Origin of the sequence: Nocardia asteroides, from assembly GCF_021183625.1 — a bacterium.
Classification (GTDB): domain Bacteria; phylum Actinomycetota; class Actinomycetes; order Mycobacteriales; family Mycobacteriaceae; genus Nocardia; species Nocardia asteroides_A.
Genome location: NZ_CP089214.1, coordinates 2,368,898 through 2,394,695, shown reverse-complemented (window position 1 = coordinate 2,394,695; position 25,798 = coordinate 2,368,898). Strand labels below are relative to the sequence as shown.

Genomic DNA, 25,798 nt, shown 5'->3' with positions numbered 1-25,798 from the left:
CGGGCTCAGCCCGGCGGGCGGCCGACCCCGTGCCAGAGCAGCAGCTCCAGCGCCACCGCTACGTGCACCGAGTTCGAGGCGAGCGGCCGGGGGAGCAGCTCGTCGGCGCGGGCGAGCCTGCGCAGCAGCGTGTTCCGGTGCGTGTAGAGCCGGGTCGCCGCGCGCGAGGCGTTGCACTGCTCCTGGACGAAGGTGAGAACCGAGTCGCGCAGCTCCCGGCTCGCGTCGGCGAAGCCACCCAGCGTCTGCTGCACGAACCGCGCCGCCTGCTCGGTGTTCTCCGCGAGCAGCGCGGTCAGCTGCACCGCGGCGAAATCGGCAAGCCTGCGGTCGGGGAGCCGGGCCAGCACCCGCTGGGTGGTGAGCGCGTCCCGGTGCCCGCGCCGGAACCCGTCCAGCCCGAAAGCCCGTGAGCCGACGGCGATCCGCACCCCGGGCAGCTGGTCGAGCGCCGCGCTGAGGATGGCCGGATCGGGCACCGAGGGCCCCGGCGCCCACAGCCACAGCGTGGCGGCGGAGTGCGGCACCGCGAGCACCTCCGGCGCGCCGACCGAGCGGGCGAAGGCCGCGGCGACCTCGGCGTCCGGCAGCTCGGCGCCGTCGGTCCAGGCGATGGCCGCGGTGTGGTGCCGGTCCAGCGGATAGCCGAGGCTGCTGCCCGCGTCGGCGACGTCGGCCTGGTCGCCGTTCAGGAGCCGGGTGACGAGTTCGCGGCGCGCCGGGTCGGTGCCCTCGGCCAGCGCGGCGCGCTCGACCGACACCACCGTCATCAGCGCCTCGATGACGCCGTCGATGTAGCGGGCGATGGAGGCCGCGGTCACCTCCAGCACCTCCTGGAGTTCCTGTGGGTCCGAGGTGATCTCGAAGACGATGGCCATCCAGCGCTGCCAGGCGACGGCCTGGCCCGCCCGGTACGCCTCCAGCGCCGACTCGTTGAGCCCGAGCCGGGCGGCGCCGCGGGCGAGGTCGAGCTGCTCGCGGTCTAGCGTCACGGGGACGGGGGCGCCGGGGTCGCGGATGTTCGCGGTGGTCCAGTGCAGCATGTTCGCCCGGTTCACCCGGCGCACCGCGGCCATGAGCAGGGGGTTCTCGGCGTAGGGGCGGATGCCGTCGGCGGCGAGGGTGGCCGAGTGCAGCTCCTCGAGCCAGTCCGGCGGCACGGTGAGCGCGACCTCGGCTCCCTGTCGGATCAACTCCCGCGCGCGTGCCGAAGGTTGCCGTACACCCGAGCCGACCGCCGATCCCACCGGTGCATTGTGCACCATCGAGCGCCCGATCCGGTGCGGAATCGATCTTGGCCGCCGGGGCCGGTCACGGCAGCATGAAGGGTCTTCGCGGGCGCGCGTGATTCCCGCCGGGGAGGACGGTATGACCATCGAACAGCCTGTGGCGGAGCGCGATCTGGTGGTCTCGGGTCGCCTCGCCTCCACCCACCTCGGCGATGTCCGCACCATGTCGCGGCAGGTGGTCAGGCACTTCGTCAGCACCGTCGCGACCTGCGGCACGCTGCCCGGTGAGGCGATCAGCGGCGACGTCACCGCGGTGACCAGGGTGTGCCTCGAACTCGCCGCGCGGATGCTGGACGGTGACGCCTCGCCGGAGAAGTCCGAGCGGCTGCGCACCGCCGCCGCCGAGTGGGCGCGCGAGGGCATCCCGATCGACACCATCCACCACGCGGTGCACGAGGGGCTCAAGATGGCCTTCGACCGGATCAGCGCCAATGCCACCGTCCGCGACTACCAGTCCATGGTGGACATCGCGCGCCGCTTCCTGGAGATCGTGGACAGCATCACCTCCACCGTGGCGCTGGCCTACGTGCGGGAGCTGCGCAGCGTGGTGAACGAGCACCACACGGCGGTGCACACGCTCACCTCCGCGCTGCTCGGCGGGCACAGCTCCTCGACCATGGCGCGCGAGTGCGGGATCGCGGTGGCGGAGTCGTACCACGTGCTGGCGCTCGCCGTCCCGCCGCACCGGGACGAGTCGGACCCGGCGCTGGACGGCGCCGTCGTCGCGCGGCGCAAGCTGCGCCGGGTGCAGGCCGAGCTGGCCCGCCGCTGCGGCGACCACGCGCTGGCGCTGCTCAGCGTGGACGGCGGCACCGTGCTCATCCCCGAGGAGCACTTCGACCCGGAGCGCGCCGACGAGTTCGTCGAGCGGCTCTCGGCCGCGGCCCAGGTGCCGATCCGGGCCACGCTGGTGCACAGCGACACCGACGACATCCCGGCCTCGGCGGACCGGGCGCACGAGCTGCTCGACATCGTGGCGCGCCTCGACCTGGTCGGCGGGCTCTACCGCTTCGAGGATCTGGCGCTGGAGTACCAGCTCACCCGCCCCGGCCCGGCGCGGGCCAGCCTCGGCGCCGTGCTCGACCCGCTGGACGACAGCCCCGAGCTGCTGGAGACGCTGCGCGTGCACATCAGCAACAACCTGAACCGGCAGCGCACCGCGCGGGTGCTCGACGTGCACGCCAACACCATCGACCACCGCTTCAAACGCATCGGCCAGCTCACCGGCTTCGATCCGGGACAGGTGAAGGGCCTCTGGTACCTGCGGTCGGCGCTGGTGGCGCGGAGTTACCGGACGGGGGCGGGCGGCGAACCGGCCCGCACCCGCTGAACCCGAGCGCTCGGGGGCGCTGCGCTCAGGGGCGCTGCTGCCCGGTCTCGATCGGCAGCACCGCCGTCGCCTCCGGGTCTACGCCCGCGGGCTCCTCGTCCCTGCCGCGGCCGCGGAAGCGCTTGACCATCTCCCAGAGGATCGGCAGCACCGAGAGGAAGACGATCAGCAGGAAGATCAGGTCGACGTTGTCGCGGATGACCTCGATCTGCCCGAGCAGGTAGCCGAGCATCGTCACCCCGGAGCCCCAGAGCACGCCGCCGACCACGTTGTAGGTCAGGAAGACCGGGTAGTTCATCTTCGCGGCGCCCGCCACCAGCGGCGCGAAGGTGCGCACGATGGGGACGAAGCGGGCGAGCACGATGGTGATCGGGCCGTGCTTCTCGAAGAACAGCGTCGCCTCGACGATGTACTTCTTCTTGAAGATCTTGGCGTCGTCGCTCTTGAAGAGCTTCACGCCGCCGCCGCGGCCGATCGAGTAGCCGACCTGGTCGCCGAGGACGGCGGCCACCGGGATCAGGATCAGCAGCAGCCAGAGCGGCGCGAACGGCTCGATGTCGGCGGACTTGCCCGCGACGATCAGCCCCGCGGTGAAGAGCAGCGAGTCGCCGGGCAGCAGCGGGAAGAGCAGGCCGGACTCGATGAAGACCACGACCAGCAGCCCGATCAGCATCCAGGTGCCGAACGAGTTGAGCAGGTTCACCGGGTCGAGGAAGCCGGGCAGCAGCGCCAGATTCGTCACATCGGAGGCCAGAACGGTTTCGGGGATCGAAAGCACGAGGCCACCGTACCGAATACCGGGACGATCGATCCGCCCCGATCGGACTCCTTGTTTGCCCCGGGGGTGCTGTGGGCATGCCGGGGAACATCCCGAACGGCGTCGGGCACCGGAGTGACTGGGCGAATTGCCCTATTCTGATGCTGTTGCCGCAGGGCGATACTCCAGCGATTTCTCCAGCGAAAGCAGGTCATGAAGCGCCGTACGCGCCGTCGAAAACCCGAACCGCCCCGAACCGGGCCTGAACCCGGAGCACTCCGATGCTGACCGTCGCGACCATCGCGCTCGGCATCGTGGTCGTGCTGGCCATCACCGCACTGACCGGCTACTTCGTCGCCCAGGAGTTCGCCTACATGGCCGTGGATCGCTCCCGGCTGACGGCGCGGGCGGCAGGCGGGGACGCGAGCGCGGAGCGCGCGCTCACCGTCACCCGCCGCACCTCCTTCATGCTCTCCGGCGCCCAGCTCGGCATCACCGTCACCGGCCTGCTGGTCGGCTACGTCGCGGAGCCCCTGATCGGCCGCGGCATCGGCGATCTGTTCGGCGGGGCCGCGCTCGCGGTCGGCGTCGGCGCGGTCGCCGCGGTGGCCTTCTCCACCGTCGTGCAGATGGTCTTCGGCGAGCTCTTCCCGAAGAACCTGGCCATCGCGAAGCCGGAGCCGGTGGCCCGCGCGCTCGCGCTCTCCACCACCTGGTACCTGCGGCTCTTCGGCTGGCTCATCACGCTCTTCGACGCCGCCTCCACCCTGCTGCTCCGGCTGCTCCGGATCGAGCCGGTGCACGATGTCGAGCACTCGGCCACCACCCGCGACCTGGCGCACATCGTCGCCGAATCGCGGGATGCGGGCGAGCTGCCGAAGCGGCTCTCGGTGCTGCTGGACCGGATGCTCGACTTCCCGACCCGCACCGCCGAGCACGCCATGGTGCCGAGGCCGCGGGTGGACACGGTGAACGCCGACGACCCGGTTCTCGCCGTGCGCGCGCTGATGGGCCGCGGCCACACCAGGTACCCGGTGATCGGGCAGACCAGTGACGACCTGATCGGCATCGTGCACCTGCCCGACCTGCTGGCCGACACCGTCGCCGGCACCGCGGGGGAGGCCGCGCGGCCCGCCGTCGTGGTCCCGGAGACGCTGCAGCTCACCGAGGTGCTCGACCGGCTCGCCGACGCGGGCGAGCAGATGGCGCTGGTGGTGGACGAGTACGGCGGCTTCGCCGGGCTCGTCACGGTCGAGGACATGGCCGAGGAGCTGGTCGGCGAGCTGTCCGACGAGCACGACCCCGCGATCGACCCGGCCACCGTGCGCCGGGTGGACGGCGGCTGGCAGCTGCCCGGCGACATCCACCTGGACGAGGCCGAGCGGGTGCTGGAGCGGCCGCTGCCCGCGGGCGACTACGAGACGCTGGCCGGGCTGCTCATCACCGCGCACGGCGGGCTGCCCGAGGTCGGCGAGACCGTCGAGGTTCCGCTGCCCGCCGAGCACGACCCGCTGCACCCGGATCCCGGGCGCGCGCTGCTCCGGGCCGAGGTGATCGCGATCGGCAAGCACGTGCCGTCCGCGCTGTTCGTGCGGGTGGTGACCGACCGTGAATGACCCGCTGGTTATCGCGGTGGTCACGACGGTGCTGATCGCGTCGAGCGCCTTCTTCGTCGCGGTGGAGTTCGCGCTGATCGCCGCGCGGCGCAACCGGCTGGAGGACGCCGCGGCCACCAGCAGGGCGGCTCGCGCCGCGCTGCGCAGCGCCACCGAGCTGTCGGTGCTGCTTGCGGGCTCGCAGCTCGGCATCACGGTCTGCACGCTCGCGCTCGGCGCCATCACCAAGCCGGCGGTGCACCACTGGATCACGCCGGGGCTGGAGTCGATCGGCGCGCCGTCCGGGCTCGCCGACGCGGGCGGGTTCGTGCTGGCGCTGTTCGTCGTCACCTTCCTGCACCTGGTGATCGGCGAGATGGCGCCGAAGTCGTGGGCCATCGCGCACCCGGAGCGGTCGGCGATCCTGCTGGCGATTCCGATGCGCGGCTTCATGTGGTTCACCCGGCCGCTGATCGTGGCGCTGAACCGGCTGGCGAACCGCTGCCTGCGGGTGGTCGGGGTGCGGCCGGTGGACGAGGTCGCGGCGCGGCAGGACCCGGAGACGCTGCGGCACCTGGTCGAGCACTCGGCGACGGTCGGCGCGCTCGACCAGCACGACCACCGCAGGCTGGCCGCCGCGCTGGAGCTGGAGGACCGGACCGTCGGCGAGATGGTCGACGCCGGTGCCGAGCCGAGCTCGGTGCCCGCGGACGCCGATCCGGCGCGGATCCGGGACCGGGCCCGCGCCGCCGGGCACCTGCGGCTGCTGGTGACCGAGGACGGCGCGATCATCGGCGTCGTGCACGCCAGGGACACGCTCTGTGCGCCGGCGGGCGCCCGCGCCCGCGACCTGATGCGGCCGGTGCCGGTGCTCACCGCGCAGACCCCCGCCTATCAGGTGCTGCAGACGCTGCAGGACTCGCGCAACCACCTCGCCCTGGTCTACCGGGACGAGCGGCTGCTCGGCGTGATCACGCTGACCGACATCCTGCGCGCGCTCATGCCGACCCGGGCGGCCTGAGCGTACGAAGGGCAGCGGGCCGGGTTCGAATCGAACCCGGCCCGCTGCCGTTCCTCGTGTTCTTCCGTGCGTCAGCAGGTGACCGGCGCCGCCTCACCGTTGAAGCGGGACTCCACGTAGCTCCACGCCTCGCCGAAGCCTGCCACCGCGGTGGTCATGTGCTCGGCGATGTCGTACGGCGCGAACTTGAGCGGGGTGCCTGCGGCGCACCAGCGGTTCGCCGTCCGCTCCAGCGGCTCGAAGGCGGTGAGCTGGTCGTACCGGCCCTGCCAGAGCATGATCGGCGCGGTCGGGGTGCCCGGGTAGTCGACCAGGCTGTTCTCGTGCAGCACCGCGCGCGCCTCCGGCGAGTCCATCAGCGCCTTGCTGGCGGCCATCTGGTCGGCGCTGCGGTACGCGCCGTGGAAGAGCAGGAAGCGGCGGCAGGCGTCGTGCGTGAACTCGCGGAACCACAGGCCGTTCGGGTTCAGCTGGTCGCTGATCGGCAGCCGGTTCGGGTACTCGCGCTCCAGCCCCATGGCGGCGGCGAAGGCGAGGCCGAAGCCGATGTGCGGCTCGAAGCCGAGCGAGAGCGCCATCTGCTCCAGGTCGGCGGGGACACCGCCCGCGGCGACCGCGGTCAGCTCCAGGTCGGGGGCGTAGGTGGGCTGCATGGCGGCGGCCCACGCGGTGGCCATGCCGCCGCCGGAGTACCCGGCCAGCGCGACCTTGGAATTGCCGAGCCCCAGCTCGGTGGCCTGCTTGGCGGCGCGCACGCTGTCCAGCGTCATCCGGCCGCCGAGCTGCGCGGCGCCGTAGGCGACGTGCGGGCCGAGGTAGTCCGGCATGCTGATCGCCCAGCCCTTGCCGATCGGCAGCATGGCGCCGGGGGCGTCCTGCAGTTCACCGTTGAACAGCGAGCGGGAGGGGTTGCACTGGGTGCCGAGGGAGTTGATCAGCGCCTGGTAGGAGACGAGCGGCGGGTTCTTCACGCCGATCGGGAGCAGCACCGTCGTCATGCCGAGGATCGGCTCGTCCGAGGAGTTGCTGGAGCGGAACGCCACCTGGTGGATGTCGGTCCCGACGTACATGCCGGAGTCGACCTTCCTGGTGCGCACCACGTCGCCGGGGGCGTAGTCGGCCAGGTTCGCGGGCGAGGTGAAGAACGGATCGGGATCCGGGGTCGGGAACAGCGGCTGCGCCTGCGCGGGCGCCACGATCGAACCAGCCGAGAACAGGCTCAGCAGGACGATCAGAACTCTGGTTCGAACTCTGGGCACGGACTTCCTTCGATCTGCGGATGAAGCACGGTGAACGGGCGCACAGTATCGAACTTCGAGAATGATCTTCCACTCGCGGAAACGATGGCGGGAAGGTTCACAAACACGGTCGTTCGTGTTCTGTGTGTCTCACACCGGATATCCCTTCGGCGCTGGTCGAGTGCGGTCGTCCGCCCTCAGATGCCGGGTGCGGTGATCCTCGGGAAGGGCAGCTCGGCCTCGACCAGGTAGGCCAGCTGCAGCAGCACCCGCTCGGCGCCGCGCACCCCGACGAACTGCACGCCGAGCGGGACGCCCGCGGGCGCCAGCCCGGCCGGAACCGAGATCGCCGGGGTGCCGGTGATGTTGTTCAGCGGGGTGAAACCGACGTAGACCTTCAGCCGGTCGAGCAGCTCGTCGAACGGGACGGTGGGGGCGAGGTGCCCGAGCGGCGGGGTGGTGTGCCCGAGCGTCGGCACCAGCACCGCGTCGTAGCCGCCCAGCTCGGCCTCGTAGGTGCGGTAGGCGCGGGACAGGGCGCGCAGTGCGCCGGGGGTGCGCCACACCTCGCGGTAGAACTTACGGCGCAGCCCCAGGGTCAGCCCGTCCAGCTTGGATCGGTCGAAGTGCCGGTCGGCCACTTTCCCGGTATCCGACACCACCGCCGCGAGCATCGCCCAGTAGTGCAGGAACGCCGTCTCGATGGCCTTGACGAAGGGCAGCGCGATGTCCTCGACGTGGTGGCCTTGCGCGCTCAGCAGCTCGGCGACCCGGCGCACCGACTCCCGCACGGCCGGGTCGGCGACCGGCCCGGCCGCCGACTCCAGCAGCACCCCGACCCGCAGCGGCCGCTCCGGCGGGCCCTCGACCGAGCCGATCGGCGGCAGCGCGCGGTTCGGGTGCCGCCGCTCGATGGCGGCGGTGAAGGCGGCGGTGTCCCGCACGGTCCTGGTGAGGATTCCCTCGCTCACGATGTTCAGCGGAAGCAGCCGGGCCAGCCGGGAGTCGGCATGCCTGCCCCGGCTCGGCTTGAGCCCGACCAGCCCGGTGCTCGCCGCCGGGATCCGGATCGAGCCGCCGCCGTCGTTGCCGTGCGCGACGGGGACCACGCCCGCCGCCACCAGCGCGGCGGCGCCGCCGGAGGAGCCGCCTGCGGAGCGGTCGGGGTTCCACGGGTTGCGGGTCGGCCTGCCGTACTCCGGCTCGGTGCTGGCATTGAAACCGAACTCGGGGAGCGCGCTCTTGCCGAGCACCACGGCGCCGGTGCTCAGGAACTCGCGGACGTAGGCGTCGGTGCCGCGCGCGGGGGCGGCGGTGATGGCCGCCGTCCCGTGGTTGCTCGGCATGCCCGCGATGTCGGAATTGTCCTTCACGAAGGTGGGGACTCCGGCGAAGACGCCGTCCGCCCGCACCGGGAACACCGGATCGGCGAAGCTCCCGTAGGCCACCGCCGCCAGCTCCGCGACCGCCTCCGCCCGGCGCGCCGCGGCCGCGGCCAGTTCGCCCGGCGATCGCTCGCCGCGGCGCACCAGCTCGGCGAGCGCGAGGGCGTCGTGGTCGCCGAGCGCGTCGTCGGTGAAGGCGTGGATCCGGGCGGTGGCGGGGGTGCGCGCGTCGGTGGTCACCCGACCGAATCTAGAAGACGACGAGCGCCGGGGGTGAGAATCGGGTTTCCCACGCCGGGTCAGGAAAGGCTACCCTTCCCTCGTTGTTCGACAGATCGAGGAAAGCATGAGTACCCGCCCGCAAGCGACGTTGCCGCTGACATCGGCGCAGCGCGAGGTGTGGTTCGCCCAGCAGCTGCTCGGCGACGTCCCCCTCACGATCACCCAGTACGTGGATGTGCACGGCCGGCTCGACCGCGCGGCGTACGCGCTCGCGGCCCGGCACACGGCCCGTGAATTCGGCTCCTACCTGCGCTTCGGCCGCGATGCCGACGGCACGCCCTGGCAGCGGCTCGACTACGACCAGTACGACGAGGTCGACTTCCACGACTTCGGCGCCGCCGCCGACCCGTTCGCCGCCGCGCTCGCCTGGATGCGCGCCGACCAGCGCCGCCCGATCGACATCACGGCCGACGAGGCGTCCTGGTCGTCCATCCTGCGGCTCGGCCCGCAGCGGCACCTGGTCTACACCCGGGTGCACCACCTGGTGCTGGACGGCTTCGGCGCGATGACCGTCGCGCGCAGGCACGCCGAGCTCTACGGTCGGCTGGTGGCGGGGGAGACGCTGCCGGAGCCCGAGCCGGGCTCGCCGCAGGCGCTGCTCGACGCGGACCGGACGTACCGGGAGTCCTCGCGGTTCCGCACGGACCGGGAATATTGGATCGAACACGCCAGGGGTTTGCCCGATCCGGTCAGTTTGTCGAATCGGCCCGGTGAGCTCGCGCCCTGGTCGGTGATCGTCGGCGCCGACCTGGATCCGGCGCGGGTCGCGGCGCTGGAGTCGGCGGGTGGTGCCGCGGGGTCGGCGGCGGTGCTGATCGGCGCCTTCGCCGGATATCTGGGCCGGAGCAGCGGCACGCCGGAGGTCTCGCTGAGCCTGCCGGTGACCGGGCGCACCGACGCGGTGCTGCGCCGGGCGGCCGGGCTGGTCAGCAATGTGGTGCCGCTGCGCATCGCGGTGCCGGACGCGGCGGCCGTCGCCGACCTGGTGGCGGCGACCCGCACCGAGGTCGGCGGGGCGCTGCGGCATCAGCGGTACCGCGGTGAGGACATCGAGCGGGATCGCGGCGGTGCGGGCGCCGGTTTCGGGCCCGCGGTCAACATCATGAACTTCCACTCCACCGTGCAGCTCGGCCCTGCCAGCGGGACGCTGCACCTGCTCACCACCGGGCCGGTGCCCGATCTCACGCTGAACATCTACCCCGGCTCGGCGGCCGGGCTGCGGGTGGAGTTCGAGGGCAACCCGAACCGCTACACCGAGCCGGAGCTCGCCGCGCACCATGCCCGCTTCCTGCGGCTGCTCGCGCACCTCACCGACGACCCCGCCGCGACGCTCGGCGCCTTCGACCCGCTCGACCCGGCCGAGCGGCGCGCGCTGGTGCCGTGGCGCGGGCCGGCGCCGGTGCGGGCGCGGCCGCTCGCCGAGATCATCGCGGCGGCGGTGCGGCGGGCGCCGGAGCACACCGCCGTGGTGCACGAGGAGCGGCGCTGGAGCTACCAGGAGTTCGACGCGCGGACCGATCGGCTGGCCCGCGAGCTGATCGCGGCCGGGGTCGGGCCGGAGACCAGGGTGGTGACGCTGCTCGAGCGCTCGGCGGAGTCGGTGGCGGCGGTGTGGGCGGTCAGCAAGGCCGGTGGCGCCTTCGTCCCGGTGGATCCGGGGTACCCGGAGGAGCGGATCGCCTACGTCCTGGAGGACAGCCGGGCCGCGCTCGCGCTCACCACCGCGGAGTACGCGGACCGGTTGCCCGCGGAGATGCCGCGCATCCTGATCGACGACGCACTCGCCGATGCCGCGGAGCCGGCCCCGATCACCGATGCCGAGCGCACCGCGCCGCTCCATGCCGAGCACCCTGCCTACCTCATCTACACGTCGGGCTCGACCGGCCGCCCCAAGGGCGTCGTGGTCACGCACGGCGGCCTGGCCAACCTGGCCGCGGAGCGGCACGACCGCTACGCCCTGCGCCCGGGCGCGATCACCCTGCACCACGCCTCGCCCGGCTTCGACATGGCCGTCGGCGAACAGCTGTGCGCGCTGGCGGGCGGCGCCACCCTGGTTGTCGCCTCCCGCTTCACCGTGGCAGGCCCGGACCTGGCCGCACTGCTGCGCCGCGAGCGGGTCAGCAACGCGATCATCACCCCGGCCGTGCTGGCCACCCTCGACCCCGCCGAGCTGCCCGAGCTGACGGTGCTCGGCGTCGGCGGCGAGGCCATCCGCGCCGATCTGGTGAACGCCTGGGCCCCCGGCCGCGCCATGCGCAACGGCTACGGCCCCACCGAGGCGACCGACATCGCCACCATCGGCGAGCTGGTCGCGGGCCGCCCGGTGACGATCGGCGCCCCGCTGCGCGGCTTCCACGCCCTCGTCCTCGACGCCGCGCTGCGCCCGGTGCCGCCCGGCGTGCTCGGCGAGCTGTACATCGGCGGCCCGGCGCTGGCCCGCGGCTACCACGGCCGCCCCGCGCTCACCGCGGGGCGCTTCGTCGCCGACCCGTACGGCCCGTCCGGCGGCAGGCTCTACCGCACCGGCGACCTGGTCACCGTCACCGATATCGACGGTGAGTACGCGCTCGACTACCGCGGCCGCGGCGACTTCCAGATCAAGGTGCGCGGGCACCGGATCGAGCCGGGCGAGGTGGAGACCGCGCTCACCGCGCTGCCGAGTATCGCCCGCGCCGCCGTCACCGCGCACACCGACCCGCGCACCGGCACCCACCTGGTCGCCTACCTCGTCCCCGCCGACGGCGAGCGGATCGAGCTCGCCGCGGTGCGCGCCGAGCTGGGCCGCGCGCTCCCCGCCTACCTGCGCCCGGCCGCCTACGAGATCCTGAACACCCTGCCGCTCACCGCCAACGGCAAGCTCGACACCGGGAGGCTGCCCGCCCCGACCTTCGGCCGCACCGAGTTCCGCGCGCCCGCGGGCCCGGCCGAGCAGCGGGTGGCCGAGGTCTTCGCCGAGGTCTTCGAGACCGAGGGCCGGATCGGCGCGGACGACGACTTCTTCGCGCTCGGCGGCACCTCGCTCACCGCCACCCGGGTCGCCGCCCGGCTGCGGGTGCCGGTCCGCGCGGTCTTCGACACCCCGACCGTGGCCGGGCTCGCTCCGCTGCTCGGCACCGATCCCGGCGGTCCGGAGCCGGTGCCGGGCGAGCGCCCCGAGGTGATCCCGCCCGCCCCGGCCCAGCTCCGGCTCTGGCTGCTGAACCAGCTGCTCCCGGACTCGGCGGCCTACCACCTCCCGGTCGCGGTCCGGCTGGACGGCCCGCTGGCGCCGCCCGCGCTGCACGCGGCGGTGCGCGCGGTGCTGGACAAACACGAGGTGCTGCGCACGGTCTACCCCGAGTCCGGCTCGGGCGCGAGGCAGCAGGTGCTGCCGGTCTCCGCCGTGCTGGCCGGGCTCGACCTCGAACCCCGCCCCCCGGCCGGGGAGCTGAGCGACGAGCTGCACGCGCTGGCGTCGGAGCCGTTCGACGTCGCGGTGGACCCGCCGGTCCGGCTGCGGCTGTTCCGGCTCGGCCCCGACCAGCACGTGCTCGCGCTGGTCGCGCACCACATCGCGGCCGACGGCTGGTCGCTCGGCCCGCTGGTCGCCGACCTGACCGCCGCCTACGCCGCGGCGCACGCCGGTGGCGAGGCCGAGCTGCCCGCGCTGCCGCTGCAGTACGCCGACTACACGCTCTGGCAGCTGGCGCGGCTCGGCGACCCGGCCGACCCGGACTCCCGCGCGGCGAAGCAGCTCGACTACTGGCGCACGGTGCTGACCGACGTCCCGGACAGCCTGCCGCTGCCGACCCGGGTGGCCGAGGAGCGCGCGGGCGAGGGCGACACGGTGGAGATCCCGCTCGACGTCCCCGCGGGCGGCATCGCCGACGGCACCCCGTTCATGATCGCCTTCGCCGCCTACGCGGTGCTGCTGTACCGGCTCTCCGGCAAGGACGACCTGGTGATCGGCACGCCGGTGGCCGGCCGCGGCCACCCGGCGCTGGACGCCCTGGTCGGCATGTTCGTCAACACCGTCCCGCTGCGCACCGGAATCGATCCGGAGGCCACCTTCGGCGAGCTGGTCACCGCCGTCCGCGGCACCGCGCTGGACGCCTTCGAGCAGGCCGACGTGCCCTTCGACCGGATCGTGCAGGCGGTGCGGGCACCCCGGCTGGACGGCGGGCACCCGCTGCTGCGCACCGTCTTCTCCTACGAGAACCTGCCCGCCCCGCCGCCGCTCACCCTGGCCGGGCTGCGGGTCGAGGTGCTCGAGGTGCCGCAGCCGACGGCGCAGTTCGACCTCACCCTCACCGTCAGGGAGAACCCGCCGCGCGCGGTCTTCCGGTTCGACACCGCGGTCTTCGACCGGGACAGCGTGGAGGGGTTCGCCGCGGGGTACCGCGCGGTGCTGGCCGCCGCCCTCGTCGACCCGGCCGCCCCGGTCGGCGTGCTGGCCGCGGCGGGCGGCGAGGCAGTCGCCGACCCGGCGGCCGCGCAGGCCGCGCACGCCGCCCGCGCGGCCCGCGAGATCGCCCCGATGACCGCGCGCGAGCAGGCCATCGCCGCGGTCTTCGCCGAGGTGCTCGACCTGGGCGAGGTCGGCCCCGAGGACGACTTCTTCGAGCTCGGCGGCACCTCGCTGCTGGTCTTCACGCTGCGCACCGCGCTGGCCGACCGGCTCGGGCTGCGGGTGGAGCCGCGCGCGCTCTTCGCCAGGGCCACCGTGCGGGCGCTGGCCGCGGCGAGCGAGGCCGACGACCCGGCCGCCTTCGCCGCCCGGCTCGCCGATGACGCGGCGCTCGCCGACGACATCGAGGTCGGCGGGGTGGAACCGGCGGATCCCGCCGGGCCGCTGCTGCTCACCGGCGGCACCGGCTTCCTCGGCAGCCACCTGCTGCGCGAGCTGCTCGACCACACCGACCGCCCGATCTACTGCCTGGTCCGGGCCGCCGACCCGGCGGACGGGCTGCGCAGGCTGCGCCGGGCGCTCGAGCACTACGAGCTGGCCACCGCCGACCTGGCGTCCCGGGTCACCGCGCTCCCCGGCGACCTGGCCCGGCCCCGGCTGGGGCTGGACGAGCCGGTCTTCGCGGAGCTGGCCGCGCGGCTCTCCGCGATCGTGCACAACGGTGCGCTCGTCAACCACCTGGCGACCTACGAGCAACTGCGCACCGCGAACGTCGGCGGCACCCGCGAGCTGCTCCGGCTGGCGAGCACCGCGCGGGTGGTGCCGGTGCATCTGGTGAGCACCCTTGACGCGGTGCTCGGCGCGGACCGCAGCGGAGTGGTCACCGAGCGGAGCATGCTGGCCGCCGACGAGGTGAACCGGCACGGGTACGTGGCGAGCAAGTGGGTGGCCGAGCAGCTGGTCCGGCGCGCGGGGGAGCGCGGCCTCCCGGTCGCGGTGTACCGGCCCGGGCTGGTCGGCGCCTCCGCCCGCACCGGGCTGATCGCGGCCGACGACTCGCTCTGGACCATGGTCAGGGCCGCCGCGCTGCTCGGCATCGCACCCGCGGTGCCGCCGGAGGCCGCTGTTTCGCTGGCACCGGTGGACTACGTGGCGCGCGCACTCGCGGCGCTGGTCACCGGCGGTATCCCGGCGGGGGAGCGGTACCACCTGGTGAACACCGCGCCCACTCCGGTCCAGGAGATCCTGCACGGCCTGGAGCGGCTCGGGTACCCGCTGCGCACCGTGCCGCCGGACGAGGCGCAGCAGGTGCTCGCGGCGCGGCTGGCCGCGGGCGGCGCGCCCGGTGACGATCTGGCGCGGGCGGCGCTGCTCGTCGGCAACTACGCCGACCTGAACTCCGGGGTCGGTGACCTGGTGCTCGACGACACCGCCACCCGGCGCGCGCTGGCGGGCACCGGCATCACCTGCCCGGCGGTGGACGCCGCGGTGATCGACCGGTGCCTGCTCCGATTCCGCGAGGCCGGGCTGCTGCCGCAGCCCAGCTCGACCGTCGGCTAGCTCTCGTTGGCCGGTTCCCGCGCCATCACATCGGCCCACCAGGAGGTGAGTGGGCTCGGGTCCGGCCAGACGACCGCGGTCGCGGGCTCCTCGCCGTCGGGTATCTGCTGGTGCTCGGGTAACGGCGCGGGGCCGGGGCGGATCATGGCAGCTTTCCTCCGGAGTCTCGCCGGTGCGCCGGTGCCGGGCAGAGCTCACGAAAGGCGCCCAGACAGTGGCGCACGCACGAATCGAAACTGGCAGTGATGCAATATTATTCGCTTTTCGGGTGGTTGGCATGGCAATCGGGTAAAGATCACGTTGCGCAAGGGCCCTTTTATCGCTTATCCAAAGCATTTGTGCACCAGTAAGTTCCATTGCACGTGCATCGGGATGAAGTCCACGATGTTGCCGCAAGGTTTCCGAGCCCGATCGCCCGCGCCGGTTCGTCGCTAGGCTCTGCGGCATGGGGTTACACCGGGCCCGCCGTCTCGCACGGCCGATGGGCATGGCGAGCAGTCTGGACGAGTGGCTGGTCGAGCGCAGCGCCGAGGTGCGGCCGAGCCGGGCCGACCGCGCGCTGCGGCTCCTCTCGACCAGTGCGAACCAGAACCGGCTCTGGCTGGTGGCCGGCACGCTCATGCTGCTCGCGGGCAACCGGCCGGTGCGCAGGGCCGGCGCCCGCGGGCTGCTCGCCGTCGCGCTGGCCAGCGGCACCGCCAACGGGGTGGCGAAGCCGCTCTTCCCGCGGCGCAGGCCGCCGGACGAGTCGGTGCCGTTCGTGCGCAGGCTGGTCAAGCCGCCGGTCTCCTCGTCGTTCCCGTCCGGGCACTCGGCCTCGGCGGCGGCCTTCACCGCGGGGGTCGCGCTGGAGTGCCCGCCCGCGGCGGCGGTGGTGGCGCCGGTGGCGGTGGCGGTGGCCTACTCCCGGGTCCACATCGGGGTGCACTGGCCGTCGGACGTGGTGGCGGGCGCCGCGCTCGGCGTCGGGCTGGCCTGGGCCACGCACCGCTGGTGGGCGGTGCGCGACGACGAGCCGGCCATGCTCGGCCCGGCCGAGTACGTCGATCCGGTGCCCGCCGGGCGCGGGCTGCTGCTCGTGGTCAACCCGCACTCCGGCAGCGGCGCGGGCGCGCAGTTCGCGGACGAGCTGGTCGGGCTGGTGCCGGAGGCGACGGTGCTCGAGGTCGACCCCGAGCGCGACCTGGTCGCCGAGCTGGAGCGCGGGATCGCGGCGGGCGGGGTCACCGCGCTCGGCGTGAGCGGCGGCGACGGGACCGTCTCCTACGTCGCCGGGGTGGCGGTACGGCACGGGCTTCCGCTCGCCGTCTTTCCCGGCGGCACGCTGAACCACTTCGCCAGGGACGCCGGGGTGGAGGACCCCGCGCGCACGGTCGCCGCGCTGAACGCGGGCGAGGTGGTGCTCGCCGACACCGCGCGGGTCGACCTGGACGGCGGCGAGCACCGCGATTTCGTCAATACCGCCAGCCTGGGCGGGTACCCGGACTTCGTCCGCATCCGCGAGCAGTGGGAGCGCGGGCTCGGCAAGTGGCCGGCAGCGGCGCTCGCCATGATCCGGGTGCTGCTGCGCGCGCGGCCGGTGCACGCCGAGGTCGACGGCGAGTCGAACGCGCTGTGGATGCTCTTCGTCGGCAACGGCCGCTACCACCCGGCACACCAGGTGCCGATGTCGAGGCCGGAGATGTACCGCGGCACGCTCGACGTGCGCTATCTCCGCGCGGATGTGCCCTTCTCGCGGACCCGGCTGGTGTGGTCGACGCTGACCGGGACGCTGGAGCACTCGCCGACCTACGTGCGGCGCGAGGTGCGGCGGATCGCGGTGCGGGTGAGCGGGCCGCCGGTCTCGCTCGCCACCGACGGTGAGGTCGACAGCCGCGCGCGAGATTTCGTCTTCCGCAGCAACTCGGCGGCACTGCCGCTGTTCCGGGCGGCCGAGGACGGGCCGGTGCTGAGCTGAGTCAGGCCGGGTAGCACTGCATCTCCGTCGCCTTGACCGCCGCCCAGAGCCGGGCACCCGGCCGGATGCGCAGCTCGGCGACGGCCGCCGCGGTGACGTCGGCGAGCACCGGGGGCGCGCCGTCCAGCCGCACCCGCGTGCTGTGCGCGTGCTGCTCGACGGCCGCGACCGTCACCGGCCAGGTATTGCGCGCGCTGCCCGCCGGGCGCTCCGGGTGCAGCGCGACCGCGCTCGGCGCGAAGGAGACGAAGACCGCGCCATCGGCCGCTTCGGCCAGGGTGAAGGTGCCCTGCGCGGGGTCGGGGTGCTGTGCCGGGGCGCGGTCCCGCACGGGCGCGGCGCGGTCGCCGGGTTCGTCGAGCCGGGCGGTGTCACCGGGGCCGACCACGACCTCGGTGCCCGCCGCGACCCCGCGGTACAGGTTCAGCCCGACGAGTTCGGCGACGTAATCGGAGCGGGGGCGGCGGGCTACCTCGGCGGGCGGCCCCTCCTGCACCACCCGCCCGTGCTCCAGGATGACCAGCCGGTCGGCGAGCATCATGGCGTCCAGCGGGTCGTGCGTGACCAGCACGGTGTGCCCCCGGTACGCGCCGAGGTGCCCGGCCAGGTCGGCGCGCACCCGGACCCTGGTCCCCGCGTCGAGTGCGGCGAGTGGCTCGTCCAGGAGCAGCACCTCGGGGTCGGTGGCCAGCGCCCTGGCCAGCGCCACCCGCTGCGCCTGCCCGCCGGAGAGCGCCCGCACCCGGCTCCCGGCCTGCTCGGCCAGCCCGACCGCGGCCAGCCCGGCCGCGGCCCGTGCCCGCGCCTCGGCCCGCCGCACCCCCCGCGCCCGCGGCCCGAAGGCCACGTTCTCCAGCGCGCTGAGGTGCGCGAAGAGCAGGTAGTCCTGGAAGACGACGCCGACCGCGCGCCGCTCCGGCGGCACGAAGACCTTCGGCGGCACGTCCCACTCCCGCGCCCCGAGCCGGACCGCGCCGGAGTCGAGCGGGGTGAGCCCGGCCAGCGCGCGTAGCGCCGTCGTCTTGCCCGCGCCGTTCGGCCCGAGCAGCGCCACCACCTCGCCCGGCGCGACCTCGAACTCGATGTCGAGCCCGAACCGCTCGCGGGTCACCCCGAGCCGGGCACGCAGCGTCACAGCGCCCCCCTGATCCAGCGTTCGCGCAGCGCTACCAGGACCGTCACCGAGACGGCGAGCAGCACCAGGCTGAGCACGATGGCGGCCGCCGGATCGGTCTCCAGCGCCAGGTAGACCGCCAGCGGCATGGTCGTGGTGGTCCCGGGGAAGTTGCCGGCGAAGGTGATCGTCGCGCCGAACTCGCCGAGCGCGCGCGCCCAGCAGAGCACCGCCCCCGCCACCACGCCGGGCAGCACCGAGGGCAGCGTCACCCTGCGGAACGTGTACCACCGCGATGCCCCGAGCGTCGCCGCCGCCTCCTCGTACCTCGGGTCGGCCGAGCGCAGCGCCCCCTCCACCGCGATCACCAGGAACGGCAGCGCCACGAAGGCCTCGGCGAGCACGACGGCGGCGGTGGTGAAGGGCAGGCTCACGCCGAACCACTCGTCCAGGTACCGCCCGATCAGCCCGCGCCTGCCGAGCACCAGCAGCAGCGCGACGCCGCCGACCACCGGCGGCAGCACCAGCGGCACCGTCACCAGCGCGCGCAGCAGCCCGCTGCCGGGCAGCTCGCCGCGGGCGAGCAGCCAGGCCAGCGGCACCCCGAGCACCAGGCAGATCCCGGTGGCAAGCGTCGCGCTGACCAGCGAGAGCCGCAGCGCGGTCGCCACCTCGGGGCTCGCGAGCCGGGCGGGCAGCTCCCGCCACGGCGCCCGCACCAGCAGCCCGGCCACCGGGACGAGCAGGAAGACCACCCCGCCGAGGCCCGGGATCAGCAGCAGCAGCGGCCGCCGGGCGGGGACCCGGCGGCTCACCGCTCCGGCACCTCCACGACGACGTGCGTGGATTTCACCGAGGCAACCGCCACCTTGCCGACCTCGAGGCCGAGATCGTCCACCGACTCCGCGCTCAGCAGCGAGACCACCCGGAACGGCCCGGCCTGCAGCTCGACCTGCGCCATCACCGTGTCCCTGACGATCCGGGTGACGATGCCGCGGAACCGGTTGCGGGCCGAGGCGGCGACGGTGACGCCGGGCTCCGGCGCCTCGGCGGTGGCGCGCAGGAACTCGGCGAGCTCCCTGCCCTCGACCCCCTTGCGGCCGTTCGGCAGCTGGATCGCGGTCAGCCTGCCCTGCTCGATCCAGCGGCGCACGGTGTCGTCGCTCACGCCGAGCAGCTCGGCCGCCTCACTGATCCGCAGATTCGACACGGATCGCATGATACCGCCGCGGGTGCGTCCCGCGCAGTGGTCGCTACTGTGGTGGGCGGCGTCCGTGCGCAGGTCACGGGCCGGAACGGAAAGTGGGTCGGCCCGGTGGCCATCGTGTTCGTCGTCGTCGGGCTGCTGGTGCTCGCGCTGCTCGCCGCCCTGCACCGGTATCTCTGGGTCCGCCTGGTGCGGGACACGACCGACACCGCTTCGGTGCCGCGCCGCCTCGGCACGGTGCTCTTCGTGGTCGCGCCGCTGCTCACCCTCGCGACCTTCGTCGGCGCCCGCGCCGGGCTGCCGATCGGCGTGGTCCGCGTCATCGCCTGGCCCGGCTACCTCTGGGCCGTCGTCTTCCTCTATCTGCTGCTCGCGGTCCTGGTCGGCGAGGTCCTGCGCCCGCTGCTGCTCCGCATCGCCGCCCGACGCGGTAAGCCGGACGACGCCGAGCCCGCCGCGACCGAACTCACCCGCCGCAGGGTGATCGCGCGGGCCCTGGCGGGGGCGGGGGCCGTCGCCGCGGTGGCGACGGTCGGCATCGGCACCTACGGCGTGCTGCGCGGCCCGCGCGTGCTCGAGGTCGACGTCCCGCTGGCCAAGCTCCCGCCCGAGGCCGCCGGGTTCCGGCTCGCGGTGGTCAGCGACACCCACATCGGCCCGGTGCTGGCCGCGGGCTTCACCCGCACCGTGGTGGACACGGTGAACGCCACGAACCCGGATGCCATCGTCGTGGTCGGCGACCTGGTCGACGGCGACGTCGACGACCTGCGCCCGGACGTCGCCCCCTTCGCCGACCTGCGCGCCCCGCACGGCGTCTTCTTCGTCACCGGCAACCACGAGTACATCTCCGGCGCCCAGCAGTGGGTCGATTACCTGCCGCAACTCGGCATGCGGGTGCTGCTCAACGAGCGCGTCGCGCTGCCCGGCTTCGACCTGGCCGGGGTGAACGACCTCGCCGGAGAGGACGAGGGCAACGGCCCCGACCTGGAGAAGGCCATGGCCGGCCGCGACCCCGCGCGCCCGGTCGTGCTCCTCGCGCACCAGCCCGCCTTCATCGAGGAGGCCAGGGCGCACGGCGTCGACCTGCAGATCTCCGGCCACACGCACGGCGGCCAGGTCTTTCCGGGCAACCTGCTGGCCCGGCTGGCGAACCCCACCCTGTTCGGCCTCGAGCGCTACGGCGACACCCAGCTCTACGTCACCCGCGGCGCGGGCGCGTGGGGCCCGCCGGTTCGCACCGCCGCCCCCTCGGACATCACCGTGCTCACCCTCACCCGCCCCTAGGCAGTGTTGCGAAGTAGCTGTCATTGGTCGCGCAGCCAGTGGTTGATGGCAGCGATGTGGACGCTGGCGAGGTAGCGGACGGCGAGTTTGTCGTAGCGGGTCGCGACGGCGCGGTGTTGTTTGAGCTGGTTGATGCCGCGTTCGACAGCGTTGCGGTCGCGGTAGGCAACCGGATCGCATGCCGGAGGCCGGCCACCGGCCCTGCCGCGGTTGCGGCGATGACGGAGCTGGTCAGCCGGGCTCGGGATCGTGGCCGCGATGCCGTGGCGACGCAGCCAGGTGCGGTTGGCGCGGGAGGAGTAGGCCTTGTCGGCCAGCACCCGATCCGGCCGCTGCCGTGCCCGCCCCGGTCCTCGGCGTGGCACCGCGATCGCGTCGAGAACCAGCGGCAGGTGCGGGCTGTCGCCGGCTTGGCCGGCGGTGAGCAGGATCGCCAGCGGTTTGAGTCCTTGCTCGCAGGCCAGATGTAGTTTCGTGGTCCACCCGCCCCGTGAGCGGCCCAGCCCGTGATCGCCGGGCTCACCGGCAGGACCCGACCGGGCTCCGGCGGCGTGCTGGTGCGCGCGAACGATCGTGGAGTCCACGCTGAGCTGCCAGCGGATCGAACCGGAGGCGTCGGCATAGACCTGCAGCATCTTCCAGATCAGCACCCACGCTCCGTTGTGCTGCCACCGCCGGAACAGCCCGTAGACCGCTTGCCAGGACCCGTACTGCGGCGGGACGTCGCGCCAGGGTGAGCCTACGCGGGTTCGCCAGCGGATTCCGTCGATGAGCTGGCGTCTGCTCCATTGCGGCGGGCGGCCCGCCTTCTTCGCGCGGGGCAGCAACGGTTCCAATCGAGCCCATTGGGCATCGGAGAGATCCGCTCGCCCCGCGGCCGTTACGCTGGCCACGAGGTCTCCGGTGGGTGATGTTTTGCTTGGTCGCTGAACACCACTACCGGAGACCTCGCCTCGTCACCTCACCGGGACATGCGACGGGTCAACAGATTCCAGGACACCTCACGCGACCTGCGCGCGCTACTTCGCAACACGACCTAGAGCACCACGCAGAGCGTGTGCAGCGGCGGCCGCCCCGCCGCCCGCCACAGCGCCTCGCACTCGGTGAGCAGGTGCCCGAGCACCGTCCCGTCCCGTTCTCCCGCCGGTCCGGCGACCGGCTCCCCGGCGAGCAGGTCGTGCACCCGCCCGTCCCGGACGTCGACGCCGAGCAGCGCGATCCCGGCCAGCGCGAAGGGCACCGTCGGCACCCGGCTGATCCGCGCCCGCGCGGCCCGCTTACGCCCGTCGCCCGCGGCGGTGTGCTGCGCGACCAGCGCGCTCTCCCTGATCTCCGGCACCGAGAGCACCTGCCCGCCCGGGTAGCGCAGTCCGTCCGCGGCGAGCAGCACGGCCCGGTGCTCCGGCCGCAGCGACACCCCGAGCGCGCGCTCCAGCCGGTTCAGCCGCTCCGCGGTGGCGGGCGGCCCGGCCTGCACCGGCGCCTCCGGATCGGCGATCCGGCCGAGCGCGGTCATGACGGCGATGATCCGGTCCACCGGCGGCGGGTCGAGGTGCACGTCGCGGCCCCACGGCCCGTGCTCCGGCCCCCACATCAGCCGGTCGACCCGGTCGGTGTACTCGCGCAGCCGGTGCCGGAGCAGCGCGGCCAGGCCGGGGTGCAGCACCGGGCGGCGGGCGCGCAGTTCGAAGGCGGAGCCGTCGGGGGTGAGGTAGAGGTTGCGGTTGTAGCCGTCGTCGGCGCTGTCGCCGACCGGGGTGTGTGCGGCGGGGTCCGGGTCGATGCCGAGCGCGGCCGGGAAGCGGCCCTCGCTCTCGGCGAAGAAGTCGGCGAGCACCGCGACGGCCGACCCGTGCCGCCGGCCTCCGAGGTCCGCGGTGCCGAGCAGCGCGGCGCCGTCGGCGTAGCCGTCCCAGCCGTCCGCGGTGGCGAGCAGCGCGCGGTGCTGCGGGTCGAGCGGCCTGCCGAGCCGCTGCTCGGCGGCGGCCAGCTCGGCCGGGGTGGCGCCGGGCCGCGGGGGCGGGCCGGGCGCGGGCGCGCCGTCGATCTCGGCGCGACGCCGCGCCTGTTCGGTGAAGGCTTCCAGCAGGGCTTGCCAGGTGTTCGGTTCCGCCATCGCGACGACCCTCCAGCTCGGTCCACGGTGTCGAAACACCACGTACCCGATGGTAGCTGAGTAATTGCTGTCGCCCGCCACTTCGATGGTCCGGAAATGATCACGGAGTGCCGCGCGCCGGAGCGGGTACTCCTGGCCGAAGCGAGGCCCGAGCCGCGGGCTGGGAAGGACACGATTGTGACCGAGAGCAAGCCACCGGCAACGGGGACGGCGGATCCGGGGACGCTCAAGCGCTCCGTCGCGGCCTCGGCCATGGGCAACGCCACCGAGTGGTTCGACTACGGCGTCTACGCCGCGACCGCCACCTACCTGGCCGACGCGTTCTTCCCCGGCGACCTCGGGACGCTCGGCGTCATGCTCGGCTTCGCCGTCTCCTTCGTGCTGCGCCCGCTCGGCGGCATGGTCTGGGGCCCGCTCGGCGACCGGATCGGCCGCAAGGCGGTGCTCGCCACCACCATCCTGCTGATGGCCGCCGCGACCGGCGCGATCGGCATCCTGCCGACGCACGGCCAGGTCGGCGTGCTCGCGCCGATCCTGCTCATCACGCTGCGCGTGGTGCAGGGCTTCTCCACCGGCGGCGAGTACGGCGGTGCCGCCACCTACATGGCAGAGTGCGCGGGCGACCGCAAGCGCGGCTTCTACGGCAGCTTCCTCGAGTTCGGCACGCTCGGCGGCTTCGTCGGCGGCTCCGCGGTGGTGCTGGCCTGCCAGCTCGTGCTCGGCACCGACGCCATGCACGACTGGGGCTGGCGGCTCCCGTTCCTGATCGCGCTCCCGCTCGGCGCCATCGGCTGGTACCTGCGCTCGCGGCTCGCCGAGTCGCCGATCTTCGAGGAGGTCGCCGCGTCGAAGGCGAAGCGCCCGCCGACCGGGCTGCGCGAGGTGGTCGTCACCTACCGGCGCGAAACCCTCACGCTGATGGGGCTGGTCGTCGCGCTGAACGTGGTCAACTACACGCTGCTCACCTACCAGCCGACCTACCTGCAGAACACCGTCGGCGTCGCGGAGTCGACCACCACCGCCATGATGCTGATCGGCCAGTTGATCATGATGCTGGCGATCCCGTTCTTCGGCGCGCTCTCCGACCGGGTCGGGCGGCGGCCCATGTGGCTGGTCTCGCTGCTCGGGCTGATCGTCTTCGCGCTGCCCATGTACTGGCTGATGGGGCAGGGGATCGTGTGGGCCGTCGTCGGCTTCGTCGTCCTCGGGTTGCTCTACCTGCCGCAGCTGGCCACCATCAGCTCGACCTTCCCGGCGATCTTCCCGACGCACGTGCGCTACGCCGGCTTCGCCTTCGGCTACAACGTCTCGACCGCGCTCTTCGGCGGCACCGCGCCGCTGGTGAACGAGGCCGCGATCGAGGGCACCGGCTGGTCGCTCTTCCCGGCCGCCTACATGATGGGCGCCAGCGTGATCGGGCTGATCGCCTGGTTCTTCCTGCGCGAGACGGCGGGCACCTCGCTGCGCGGCACCGAGGTGCCGGACGCCGCCACCGACGCGAACCTGGTGGTGGCGAAGGCCTAACCCGCCGAGCCGGTCCGTGGCGGCGCCGGGATCAGCCGCCACGGACCGCAGTTCACCGTGAGGAAGGCGACGTCGCTCGCCTTGATCTCCGCGCGCACCGGCGTCTTCCTGGTGAAGTCGTTGCCGATCACGTGGTTCATGTCGAAGAGCTCGCCCTCGGTGGTCCAGAGCCTGCGCCAGTCGCAGCCGTAGCGCTGGTCGGGCGTGCCGGGCGCCTCGTACCAGCCGGGCACGATCTCCTCGCCGACGAGGTAGAGGCTGTCGACCGGGATGACGGTGATCGGCTCGGCGGCGGCGGTACCCGCGCCGACCAGGCTCGCGACGGACAGGAGGGCTCCGGCGACGAGCGCCGCTGTGGTGCGCATACCCGTCAGATGTACCAGAGCCTCCGGGCATGAATTGCTGTTTTCGAGATTCGGGCCACACCCGTTGGGGTTACGTAGGATGGTCACGGTTCGATAACTCGCCTTGTTCGGCTGGGGCGGGTGTTGCGACAGTGACCTATGGGTGTGGTGTGACCAATGGGAAGGGAGGGGCGTTCCGGCCCCGGAGCGCCGACCGCACATGAAGCCGAGCATTCTGCGAAGCACGACCCGCCTCGTCCTGGCCCCGATCCTCACCGCGTCGGCGTTCGCGCTGGCCCCCGCCGCCGCTCAGGCGCAGCCCGCGAACAACGAACTCGCCGGGCGCACCGTCTTCCTCGACCCCGGCCACCAGGGCTCCGAGCACGCCGAGGAGCTCTCCCGGCAGGTCGACAACGGGCGCGGCGGCACCAAACCCTGCCAGACCACCGGGATGACCACGCTCAACGGCGTGCCCGAGCACACCGTCAACTGGGAGGTCACCCAGCTGGTCAAGTCCTCGCTGGAGAGCCTCGGAGCGCGGGTGGTGCTGAGCCGGGCCGACGACACCGGCTGGGGTGGCTGCGTCGACGAGCGGGCCGCGGCGGCCAACCGCTCCGGCGCCGCCCTCGCGGTGAGCATCCACGCCGACGGCGCCCCCGCCGACCAGCGCGGTTTCCACCTGATCGTGCCGGCTCTGCCGATCCCGGACCCGGACGCCGACCGGGCCCAGTCCGGCGCCGGGCGCGCCGCGAGCACCACCATGCGCGACGCCTACGTGCGCGCGGGCTTCTCGCCCGCCACCTACGGCGGCGCCATGGAGGGCATCCAGACCAGGGCCGACATCGCGGGCCCCGCGCTCACCCACGTGCCCGCGGTCTTCGTCGAGATGGGCAACGGCGCGAATCCCGAGGACGCCGCCGTGCTGGAGAGCCCCGAGGGGCAGTTGCAGCACGCCATCGCCATCACCACCGGCATCGCCGGCTACCTGCTCGGGCTCTCGCCCGGCAACGGTCAGCCCACCGACCCCGCCCGCGCCGGGACGCCCCCCGCGCCCGCCGCCCCGGGCTCCGCTGCCCCCGCCCGCACCGGACCGGGAACCACCGCCCCCGACGGCCCCGAACCGGGAACCACCGCGCCCGACGGCGTCCCACAGGCAGGCGCCTCCACCCCGACCACGTCGGCGGCGCCCACCGGAACGGCCAGAACCCCGTCCCTCCCGCGCGCCCGCGGCGTCGACCCGTGGGACTCCGCACCCCCCGGCCCGGCGGAGGGCCCGATCACCCAGGTCCTCGAGCTGCTCCGCCCGCTGGCGAAGGCGCTCGGCCTGGACGAGCGCGACATCACCACGGGGCTCGTCGATCTCGCCTACCGCCTCGCGGGCGCCCTCACCCAACCCGCGAACTGAACG

The 25,798-nt window shown here is 73.6% G+C and carries 19 protein-coding genes; 8 read left to right on the top strand and 11 right to left on the bottom strand.

Going from position 1 to position 25,798, the window contains the following annotated elements:
* Window positions 1–5: 5 nt before the first annotated feature.
* Window positions 6–1,193 carry a PucR family transcriptional regulator gene (locus LTT61_RS11585; RefSeq protein WP_233019937.1) on the bottom strand — a complete coding sequence of 396 codons (1,188 nt, stop codon included), beginning with the start codon at window positions 1,191–1,193 and terminating at the stop codon, window positions 6–8.
* Between the two features lie 175 nt (window positions 1,194–1,368).
* Here LTT61_RS11585 and LTT61_RS11580 point away from each other — a divergent pair, with 175 nt between their 5' ends.
* Window positions 1,369–2,619, top strand: coding sequence for a PucR family transcriptional regulator (locus LTT61_RS11580; protein ID WP_233019936.1), 1,251 nt, complete (start codon window positions 1,369–1,371; stop codon window positions 2,617–2,619).
* 25 nt (window positions 2,620–2,644) lie between these two features.
* Here the strand turns inward: LTT61_RS11580 and LTT61_RS11575 are convergent, their stop codons facing one another.
* Window positions 2,645–3,388, bottom strand: coding sequence for a VTT domain-containing protein (locus tag LTT61_RS11575; protein WP_233020966.1), 744 nt, complete (start codon window positions 3,386–3,388; stop codon window positions 2,645–2,647).
* 269 nt (window positions 3,389–3,657) lie between these two features.
* Here LTT61_RS11575 and LTT61_RS11570 point away from each other — a divergent pair, with 269 nt between their 5' ends.
* Both LTT61_RS11570 and LTT61_RS11565 read left to right on the top strand, forming a co-directional pair.
* Window positions 3,658–4,992 carry a hemolysin family protein gene (locus LTT61_RS11570; RefSeq protein WP_233019935.1) on the top strand — a complete coding sequence of 445 codons (1,335 nt, stop codon included), beginning with the start codon at window positions 3,658–3,660 and terminating at the stop codon, window positions 4,990–4,992.
* The gene (locus LTT61_RS11565; protein ID WP_233019934.1) at window positions 4,985–5,992 is read left to right on the top strand and encodes a hemolysin family protein; all 1,008 of its coding nucleotides are present in this window, start codon (window positions 4,985–4,987) and stop codon (window positions 5,990–5,992) included. The genes LTT61_RS11570 and LTT61_RS11565 overlap by 8 nt, the downstream gene beginning before the upstream one ends.
* 71 nt (window positions 5,993–6,063) lie before the next feature.
* On the opposite strand, the gene LTT61_RS11560 is transcribed toward LTT61_RS11565, so the two are convergent.
* Window positions 6,064–7,251 carry a lipase family protein gene (locus LTT61_RS11560; protein WP_420094770.1) on the bottom strand — a complete coding sequence of 396 codons (1,188 nt, stop codon included), beginning with the start codon at window positions 7,249–7,251 and terminating at the stop codon, window positions 6,064–6,066.
* 176 nt (window positions 7,252–7,427) lie between these two features.
* Window positions 7,428–8,855 carry an amidase gene (locus tag LTT61_RS11555; protein ID WP_233019933.1) on the bottom strand — a complete coding sequence of 476 codons (1,428 nt, stop codon included), beginning with the start codon at window positions 8,853–8,855 and terminating at the stop codon, window positions 7,428–7,430.
* Between the two features lie 106 nt (window positions 8,856–8,961).
* Between LTT61_RS11555 and LTT61_RS11550 the strand changes: the two genes are divergently transcribed.
* The gene (locus tag LTT61_RS11550) at window positions 8,962–14,844 is read left to right on the top strand and encodes a non-ribosomal peptide synthetase (RefSeq protein ID WP_233019932.1); all 5,883 of its coding nucleotides are present in this window, start codon (window positions 8,962–8,964) and stop codon (window positions 14,842–14,844) included.
* On the opposite strand, the gene LTT61_RS11545 is transcribed toward LTT61_RS11550, so the two are convergent.
* Window positions 14,841–14,990 (bottom strand): hypothetical protein, encoded by a 150-nt coding sequence (locus LTT61_RS11545; RefSeq protein WP_233019931.1) that lies wholly within the window; start codon window positions 14,988–14,990, stop codon window positions 14,841–14,843. The genes LTT61_RS11550 and LTT61_RS11545 overlap by 4 nt on opposite strands.
* Window positions 14,991–15,331: 341 nt before the next feature.
* On the opposite strand from LTT61_RS11545, the gene LTT61_RS11540 reads away from it, so the two are divergent.
* Window positions 15,332–16,801: a bifunctional phosphatase PAP2/diacylglycerol kinase family protein gene (locus LTT61_RS11540; RefSeq protein ID WP_233019930.1), complete on the top strand. Its 1,470-nt coding sequence runs from the start codon at window positions 15,332–15,334 to the stop codon at window positions 16,799–16,801.
* 1 nt (window position 16,802) lies between these two features.
* Here LTT61_RS11540 and LTT61_RS11535 read toward each other — a convergent pair whose 3' ends face one another.
* Genes LTT61_RS11535 through LTT61_RS11525 form a run of 3 tightly spaced genes read right to left on the bottom strand, consistent with a single transcriptional unit; the run spans window position 16,803 to window position 19,125 of the window.
* Window positions 16,803–17,936 carry an ABC transporter ATP-binding protein gene (locus LTT61_RS11535; protein WP_233019929.1) on the bottom strand — a complete coding sequence of 378 codons (1,134 nt, stop codon included), beginning with the start codon at window positions 17,934–17,936 and terminating at the stop codon, window positions 16,803–16,805.
* Window positions 17,933–18,730 (bottom strand): molybdate ABC transporter permease subunit, encoded by a 798-nt coding sequence (modB, locus tag LTT61_RS11530; protein ID WP_233019928.1) that lies wholly within the window; start codon window positions 18,728–18,730, stop codon window positions 17,933–17,935. The genes LTT61_RS11535 and modB overlap by 4 nt, the downstream gene beginning before the upstream one ends.
* Window positions 18,727–19,125 (bottom strand): TOBE domain-containing protein, encoded by a 399-nt coding sequence (locus LTT61_RS11525; RefSeq protein ID WP_233019927.1) that lies wholly within the window; start codon window positions 19,123–19,125, stop codon window positions 18,727–18,729. The genes modB and LTT61_RS11525 overlap by 4 nt, the downstream gene beginning before the upstream one ends.
* A 105-nt stretch (window positions 19,126–19,230) precedes the next feature.
* Here LTT61_RS11525 and LTT61_RS11520 point away from each other — a divergent pair, with 105 nt between their 5' ends.
* A complete protein-coding gene (locus tag LTT61_RS11520) occupies window positions 19,231–20,406 on the top strand; it encodes a metallophosphoesterase (protein WP_233019926.1) in 1,176 nt (391 codons plus the stop codon).
* Window positions 20,407–20,426: 20 nt separating this feature from the next.
* Here LTT61_RS11520 and LTT61_RS11515 read toward each other — a convergent pair whose 3' ends face one another.
* Window positions 20,427–21,299 (bottom strand): IS5 family transposase, encoded by an 873-nt coding sequence (locus tag LTT61_RS11515; RefSeq protein ID WP_233018227.1) that lies wholly within the window; start codon window positions 21,297–21,299, stop codon window positions 20,427–20,429.
* A 143-nt stretch (window positions 21,300–21,442) separates the two neighbouring features.
* Complete coding sequence (locus LTT61_RS11510) at window positions 21,443–22,522, bottom strand: hypothetical protein (protein ID WP_233019925.1); 1,080 nt, start codon at window positions 22,520–22,522, stop codon at window positions 21,443–21,445.
* A gap of 96 nt (window positions 22,523–22,618) precedes the next feature.
* Here LTT61_RS11510 and LTT61_RS11505 point away from each other — a divergent pair, with 96 nt between their 5' ends.
* A complete protein-coding gene (locus tag LTT61_RS11505; protein ID WP_420094769.1) occupies window positions 22,619–24,046 on the top strand; it encodes an MFS transporter in 1,428 nt (475 codons plus the stop codon).
* On the opposite strand, the gene LTT61_RS11500 is transcribed toward LTT61_RS11505, so the two are convergent.
* Complete coding sequence (locus tag LTT61_RS11500; RefSeq protein WP_233019924.1) at window positions 24,043–24,411, bottom strand: hypothetical protein; 369 nt, start codon at window positions 24,409–24,411, stop codon at window positions 24,043–24,045. The genes LTT61_RS11505 and LTT61_RS11500 overlap by 4 nt on opposite strands.
* A gap of 199 nt (window positions 24,412–24,610) precedes the next feature.
* Here LTT61_RS11500 and LTT61_RS11495 point away from each other — a divergent pair, with 199 nt between their 5' ends.
* A complete protein-coding gene (locus LTT61_RS11495; protein WP_233019923.1) occupies window positions 24,611–25,795 on the top strand; it encodes an N-acetylmuramoyl-L-alanine amidase in 1,185 nt (394 codons plus the stop codon).
* Window positions 25,796–25,798 lie beyond the last annotated feature (3 nt).

Bases quoted from the DNA above. Each gene is read 5' to 3' on its own strand.
- LTT61_RS11495 (WP_233019923.1), top strand. From the start codon at position 24,611: ATGAAGCCGAGCATTCTGCGAAGCACGACCCGCCTCGTCCTGGCCCCG.
- LTT61_RS11505 (WP_420094769.1), top strand. From the start codon at position 22,619: ATGATCACGGAGTGCCGCGCGCCGGAGCGGGTACTCCTGGCCGAAGCG.
- LTT61_RS11540 (WP_233019930.1), top strand. From the start codon at position 15,332: ATGGCGAGCAGTCTGGACGAGTGGCTGGTCGAGCGCAGCGCCGAGGTG.
- LTT61_RS11570 (WP_233019935.1), top strand. From the start codon at position 3,658: ATGCTGACCGTCGCGACCATCGCGCTCGGCATCGTGGTCGTGCTGGCC.
- LTT61_RS11550 (WP_233019932.1), top strand. From the start codon at position 8,962: ATGAGTACCCGCCCGCAAGCGACGTTGCCGCTGACATCGGCGCAGCGC.
- LTT61_RS11580 (WP_233019936.1), top strand. From the start codon at position 1,369: ATGACCATCGAACAGCCTGTGGCGGAGCGCGATCTGGTGGTCTCGGGT.
- LTT61_RS11510 (WP_233019925.1), bottom strand. From the start codon at position 22,522: ATGGCGGAACCGAACACCTGGCAAGCCCTGCTGGAAGCCTTCACCGAA.
- LTT61_RS11545 (WP_233019931.1), bottom strand. From the start codon at position 14,990: ATGATCCGCCCCGGCCCCGCGCCGTTACCCGAGCACCAGCAGATACCC.
- LTT61_RS11500 (WP_233019924.1), bottom strand. From the start codon at position 24,411: ATGCGCACCACAGCGGCGCTCGTCGCCGGAGCCCTCCTGTCCGTCGCG.